This window comes from Muribaculum sp., from assembly GCF_029051885.1.
Lineage (GTDB): Bacteria > Bacteroidota > Bacteroidia > Bacteroidales > Muribaculaceae > Muribaculum.
Map to the genome: position 1 here is coordinate 1 of NZ_JAIDKI010000134.1, position 6,023 is coordinate 6,023.

Consider the following 6,023-nt stretch of genomic DNA (forward strand, 5'->3'; position numbering starts at 1 on the left):
CTCCCTCATCACAAGCGAAAATCTGCTCGACGATTGACCGCCCTGACGGTAACATTTATTATTAAACAAGCTCTAAGAAATCAGCGGTCTATTTTGCGTCCTGATTTGTCAATGTAATACCAGTCATCGCTCTCCCAATAATGGTATTCCCCACGGCTCCCCTCTACCTCTTTAAGTTGTCCGGTATCAGTGACTTTGGCTTTCCCGTTTTCAAACGGAAATCCAAATGCAAACCGGGGTGTTATGACCGTGTTCCAATTTTTATCGGCATATCCTATTCTCCCACGTTCGTCAACTATACGATAAAGTCCGTCTCTGACATAATCATCTCCATTGTCATACTGAAAAGGTTTAAATTTTTGGTATGCCGATTTAAGCTCCTTCAATTTAGAGTAATTAGGCAGACTTGAAATAGCCTCACCGGATGTTATATACCATTCCATTATCGGGCGCATTTTGTCTATGAAAGTCTTCCATTCGGGAGATTGTGATTTTGCATTCAAATTCCAATATGTTTCTGATGAGGCATTGTAGAAAGCTGCCACTTCAGAAGTATCAGCTGAGGCATAGACATTAATGTATCTGCCAATTATGTCATTTGCTTTGTCGGCATTGCCATGTTTGAGAGCTGACAGACATTCATACATCATATTTTGGCCGTCGGCAACCGGATTTTTCCCGATTTTTGAGGAATAACATCCCCCCATAATTAGGGAGCATAATATAGTTGTGAGAATTTTGTGCATTAATAACATGCTTAATTGATTTATTATCAGGTTGATGTCAGTTGATAATTCCCGGAGGCACGGTACGGGAGGCTGTCCTCGGCCTAAACCGGAGCGGTATGGAATATAATGTTGCCTGTGGTGTCATCGTGTCCGGCTGCTATGTAGTCGTCGCCTGTGAGGGATGCAAGTTGCTCGGGGAGTGTGATGTTCTCGAGGATTATCTGTCGGAGGAGCTGGCCGCGCAGAGTTTTAAGGCGGTTGGAGTTGGGTGTGCGGACGACTCCGGCAGGGTGTATCTCGTGAAATTCAGCCTTCCACACACGGGCTTTCTGCGATATCTGCTTCCAGTCGATACAGCGTGCTGCGTCGGCCGGCAGGAGGTTGAGCACTTCTGTGCAGCCGTCATCGGCCAGTTGCTGAAGCAGGCGTGATGTCACGGCCTCTTTCCAGTATGAGGCCAGCGTTGCACCCTCGGGAGCCAGTGGATTGGTGAAGTCAAAACGGTACTGTTTGATTATATCGTCGGGGCGCAGCCATCCGTAGAGCGAGGATATGATTCTTACCCGCCGGCAAGTGGCCGTGCGCGCCTCTTCGCTTAGTGTCGGGTAGCCGAATGCATTGAACACCACCCCGGTGAATGCCTTCATAGCCATGTCGCCGAGCGATTTGTTGGGGTATTCGTAAATCATCTGTTGCAGACGCCTTACCATAGTAAGACTGATTTTTACTTTTCCCAGGAGGGTGTCGGCATTCATGTCGCGCAGCGATTCCATTATCATGCCGGCATCCTTTTCAAATATAGGCCTTAGATACTCGGTGCCGGCTACAGGTGAGTCGCATGCCGACATTTTCTTTGATTCTGCGATAAGTATTATCATGACAACATATGTATATAGTTTTCGGTAAAAGTACATAAAAAATCGTATCTTCGCGGAAAAGAGCTTGTTTAATAATAAAACGATATCTCTATGACTGATATAGAAACTCTGCGGTGTTACTGCCTCTCGCTTCCATATGTCACCGAGGATATGGCTTTTGGAGAGGAGTGTCTTCTTTTCCGTGTGTTCGGGAAGATATTTGCATGTTACGGCTTTGAGCGCAACGATTATTTCGTTGTGAAATGCAATCCCGACTATGCTGTCGAGTTGCGCGACCGCTTTTCCGAGATAACTCCGGCATGGCACTGGAATAAGCGATATTGGAATCAGATAAGTATGAGCGGCAACCTGTCGGCCGACTTCATATTCTCGCTCATACGCCACAGCTATTCCGAGGTTGTCGGAAAGCTACCGCGCAGAGTCAGGCAGCAGTATCCCGAGCTGGAAGAGATAAGAATAGCCAACTGCTACATAGAGAGTGGCGTTGTAAATGTAGATAAAAAGTAGGATAATGTCAGAACAATATATTGAAACGGAGCGCCTTATATTGCGGCCTTGGCACGAAGCCGATGCTCCGGCCCTTTATAAATATGCATCAGATCCGGCTGTAGGTACAGCTGCCGGATGGCCGCCGCATACATCGGTCGAGTTCAGCCGTGAAGTGATAATGACCGTGTTTTCCGCTCCCGCCACTTTTGCTGTAGTGCTGAAGGAAACGGGAGAGCCGGTGGGCTGCTGTGGTCTTGTGCCGGATGAGGCATTGCATAGCGAATACATAAAACATCCGGATGCGGAAATAGGCTACTGGATCGGTAAGCCATACTGGGGCCATGGACTGATACCCGAGGCAGTGAAGGCCATTATGTCATATGCCCGCGAGGTGCTTGGCAAGAAAAATCTGTGGATTGCCTTTTATGAAGCCAACAATAAGTCGCGTCGTGTCGCCGAGAAGTGTGGCTTCGCTTATCACCATGCCGAGCAGTCGGGCCCTGCCAGAGAGCTTTTTTATGTTAACACTGACATGTAGTAGTGACATGACTATCAGCATAGTCAATGAGTGCGATAAGGAGAGGTACATGGCGTTGCTCCTTGTAGGCGACGAGTCGGAGCCTATGATACGCCGTTATCTTGACCGGTCGGAGCTTTATGCCGGCTGTATCGACAATCGTGTAGTCGCCGTATGTGCTGTCACATGTGAGGGAGACGGGCGGTATGAAGTGAAAAATCTGGCAGTAGAGGCCGGTTTCCGCCGTAAAGGCATAGGGAGGGCGATGCTTGAATATGTTGAAACCCTTCATCCCGGCTCGGTTATATTACTCGGCACAGGGGAGAGCCCGTCGACACTAGGTTTTTACCATAGGTGCGGATACGTATATTCCTATCGTATCCCGGGATTTTTCACCAACAATTACCCCGAACCGATAGTCGAGGATGGCGTGACGCTTCGCGATATGGTTTATCTGTCGAAGCACACTTGAGCTATGTGTCAGTGTACTCAACCGGCTGCTATCATCCGGCATATTTCATATCAATATATCAAGTTGTTGAAGTCGGGAGATGGCATGAATGCACTACTGAACGGTAATAATCGGTTGCCCGAAGAACGATGACAGCATTGCAATGGTTGCGATGGTGAAATTGTGCTCGCCGCTTAACCATCGTGTAATCTCATTTGGTCGTTTACCGATGGCCTCGGCAAACTGCTTTTTATTCAACCCTTTTTCGCGCATCAGCTCGTCAAGTCTGTTAGAGATAGCGAAAGAGAGTCGGGTTTCTTCCCGTTTTTCGCGAGGTATCTCATTAAAGATATCTTGCAGAGGTATATTGGCGTATCTCATATAACAAATTTTTTATCGGTTATAATCTCCTTTTCTGTTATCTCTACGTTGCCGGAACGGACTTCCTGTTTGAGCAACCTTTCAAACTTCTGCAAATCCATGACGTAGCCCTGAAGTGTATCGTCTTCTTCGTATGTACGATTGTTCTTGACATCGCCATTGCCGAGAATTAGGATTTTATCGGTAAGGCGTAGGCAATAAAGGCGAAGTTTGGATTTCAGCACCGGGAGAGCAACGACGGAATCGCTCATCTTTCCCTCTCTGCGGAAGTATCTTTCCAATGCTCCGTTTGCAAGAATCTGTTCAACAAAACGGATGATAGCTTGAAAATCAGGATTCAATTCTGCATCCTCTCTGAATTTCGAAATGAACTTTTCAAATTCGCTCATATCGTCAGAGAGAAACTGAATTGTGTACATCGTGCAGCTATCGCTGCTGTTGACCAAAAGGAGTTCAACTTCGCTCATTGTTCTTAGCGTTTATAATTATAACGCAAAGTTACGAAAAGCGATTTACATAAATGTAAATCGTGGTGAAAATTTTGTGTAACGAATTCATTCGCAGACATCAATATAGTCTATTTCGGGGAGTCGTGACTCTTTATTGTGGAATCGGATTACGTTGACGCCTTTTTCAAGATGTACGTTGACAGTCATTTCGTCGAATCCGTTGTGACTGCATCTTACATGATATCCTGTGACAGGCTGTTGATTCACATATATCCATGAGTCGCAGTCCTCAAAGCCGCGGTATCTTATCAACAGCTTGTAGTTGCCGGCTTTATTTACGTATACGTTGTTGAAAACAATGTCGTTGGACTCCGACCTGCCGGCATTGACCACTTTCATTGAGCCGCTGCATAGAGAATCCGGCTCGTAATAAGCAGTGTTGAAAGCCTCAGGGTTGACCAGCTCCTGATAGTCGGGGAGAAAAGCAGTCTCGGCCTCGTATCTTCTGCGCATTTTTCGCTCTTTACCGTGAATGATGTAAATATCCGTGCCGTGAGCGGGAACGGTTATTTCCGACATCATCTCTGTAGCCGTGTGGCAAGTGCCGTCCCACAGGTTTTCAACAGTAGCCGGACCTGAGAGGTCGATATCTTCAAGGGAGAGTGAAAAGGTGTGGGCCGAGTCGGTGGGGTTGTAGAATGCCACTGCGCGCGATGTGCCGTTTACTTCACCTACATCCTTCACCAGTACATAGCATCCGCCGCAGTGGCGGGCCACATAGGCCTGTCGGGCGGGATATGCCTGGTTTAGTTCAATCAGTTTCCGGTTGCTCAGTATTTTTAATGATGATTCAGGTATGGCGGTCAGGTCGCATCCAATGAGCAATGGCGACGACATCATGCACCATATGCCGAAATGGGTGCGTTCTTCGGTTTCAGTAAGCCCTTTTCCGATTTCGAGCATGTCCATGTCGTTGTAGTGGCCGTAGGATGAATATGCCGATAGATAAAGATTCTGACCGATAATGTCCTTGATTGATTCCCAATGTGGAGTTATGTCCTGTGATATGCGCCACGACGATGCGATGTCGGAGGCCCATGTGCCGGGATAATTCCATCGGCATATATTCATCCTGACGTCATCGCGTCCGGTGGCCGATATCGCGTCGTGTATCGTGCGGTATCTTTCTTCGGGCACGAGTTCGAGCCTGTCGAAATTCTGTCGGGGATCGCCCCCGCAGAAATCTACTTTTATGAAATCGAATCCTATGTTTTTGAAAAAGTCTTCGCAATCGCGGAGTTCATTCTTGTACAGGCCTACTCCGCGGGCTATGCTGTCGGCGTCCCAGAAGTTTCCGCAGGTGTTGGCGCCGGCATCGCTGTAGATTCCGGCTTTCAGTCCGAGACCGTGTATGTGGTCGACAACCGGCTTAAGCCCGTTGGGAAATCTCTTCGGGTGAAATGTCAGACTTGATGTGTTGGGATTGCGGCCTCCGAAAAATCCGTCATCAATGTTTATATAGCGGTATCCGAGGGTGTCAAGTCCGAGTCGCACAAGAGCATCGGCCTGGCGCATTATCAGTGTGTCAGAGATGTTTACACGGTATGTGTTCCACGAACTCCATCCCATCACAGGGCCGTTGTCGGCCAATGCATATATGAATGAGAGGAACGACAGTACACATGTGGTGATGACTTTCATACGGTTGCAGGTAAAGGGCTTGTTTAGAAGTGGTTATAAGAATATGTTTGATAATGAATGTCATAGTATGGGATGTCAGCCGGCGGGCATATACTTATTTCCGGGCCGACACATGGTCATCTGACGAGAGTCCATACCACACGGTCGGATATGTCGGTCTTTCGGGCGGTTGATTTTGCGGTCAGTACGTTTTCGCCATCCGCGAGTCCGACATTGTCGAATGTGAATGTGCCGAACCCGTCGGACTTCTTGCGTCCGATGCTTTGGCCGTTTACAATCAGTTCGACTTCCGGCTGATTGGAGAATATGGTGACTGTGGCGGTCGGGGCTGTGCGGCGTGAATGGCGGCGTCCGGAGATGTAGACAAACGGCTCGGTATCGTTCCAGTTGGCTTTGTAGAAATAAAATGCGTCTTTCTTTGTTTTCCTG

The 6,023-nt window shown here is 47.8% G+C and carries 9 protein-coding genes; 3 read left to right on the plus strand and 6 right to left on the minus strand.

Annotated elements, in window-relative coordinates:
• Positions 1–80: 80 nt before the first annotated feature.
• Together K2I50_RS05795 and K2I50_RS05800 are read right to left on the minus strand one after the other, a co-directional pair.
• The gene (locus tag K2I50_RS05795) at positions 81–746 is read right to left on the minus strand and encodes a hypothetical protein (RefSeq protein ID WP_301025264.1); all 666 of its coding nucleotides are present in this window, start codon (positions 744–746) and stop codon (positions 81–83) included.
• A gap of 83 nt (positions 747–829) precedes the next feature.
• A complete protein-coding gene (locus K2I50_RS05800; protein WP_301025265.1) occupies positions 830–1,606 on the minus strand; it encodes a YaaA family protein in 777 nt (258 codons plus the stop codon).
• Between the two features lie 90 nt (positions 1,607–1,696).
• Between K2I50_RS05800 and K2I50_RS05805 the strand changes: the two genes are divergently transcribed.
• Genes K2I50_RS05805 through K2I50_RS05815 form a run of 3 tightly spaced genes read left to right on the plus strand, consistent with a single transcriptional unit; the run spans position 1,697 to position 3,084 of the window.
• Positions 1,697–2,113, plus strand: a complete 417-nt coding sequence (locus K2I50_RS05805) for an MmcQ/YjbR family DNA-binding protein (RefSeq protein ID WP_301025266.1) — start codon at positions 1,697–1,699, stop codon at positions 2,111–2,113.
• Positions 2,114–2,117: 4 nt separating this feature from the next.
• Complete coding sequence (locus tag K2I50_RS05810; RefSeq protein ID WP_301025267.1) at positions 2,118–2,633, plus strand: GNAT family N-acetyltransferase; 516 nt, start codon at positions 2,118–2,120, stop codon at positions 2,631–2,633.
• 7 nt (positions 2,634–2,640) lie between these two features.
• On the plus strand, positions 2,641–3,084 hold the full coding sequence (locus tag K2I50_RS05815; RefSeq protein WP_301025268.1) for a GNAT family N-acetyltransferase: 444 nt from the start codon (positions 2,641–2,643) through the stop codon (positions 3,082–3,084).
• Between the two features lie 93 nt (positions 3,085–3,177).
• On the opposite strand, the gene K2I50_RS05820 is transcribed toward K2I50_RS05815, so the two are convergent.
• The 4 genes from K2I50_RS05820 to K2I50_RS05835 all read right to left on the minus strand — a co-directional run.
• Positions 3,178–3,444: a helix-turn-helix domain-containing protein gene (locus K2I50_RS05820; RefSeq protein WP_301025269.1), complete on the minus strand. Its 267-nt coding sequence runs from the start codon at positions 3,442–3,444 to the stop codon at positions 3,178–3,180.
• Positions 3,441–3,911 (minus strand): hypothetical protein, encoded by a 471-nt coding sequence (locus tag K2I50_RS05825; RefSeq protein ID WP_301025270.1) that lies wholly within the window; start codon positions 3,909–3,911, stop codon positions 3,441–3,443. Before K2I50_RS05825 ends, K2I50_RS05820 begins: the two co-directional genes overlap by 4 nt.
• A gap of 87 nt (positions 3,912–3,998) precedes the next feature.
• Positions 3,999–5,594: an alpha-galactosidase gene (locus K2I50_RS05830; protein WP_301025271.1), complete on the minus strand. Its 1,596-nt coding sequence runs from the start codon at positions 5,592–5,594 to the stop codon at positions 3,999–4,001.
• Positions 5,595–5,710: 116 nt separating this feature from the next.
• On the minus strand, positions 5,711–6,023 hold a 313-nt coding region (locus K2I50_RS05835; protein WP_301025272.1), incomplete at its 5' end, for a DUF4982 domain-containing protein.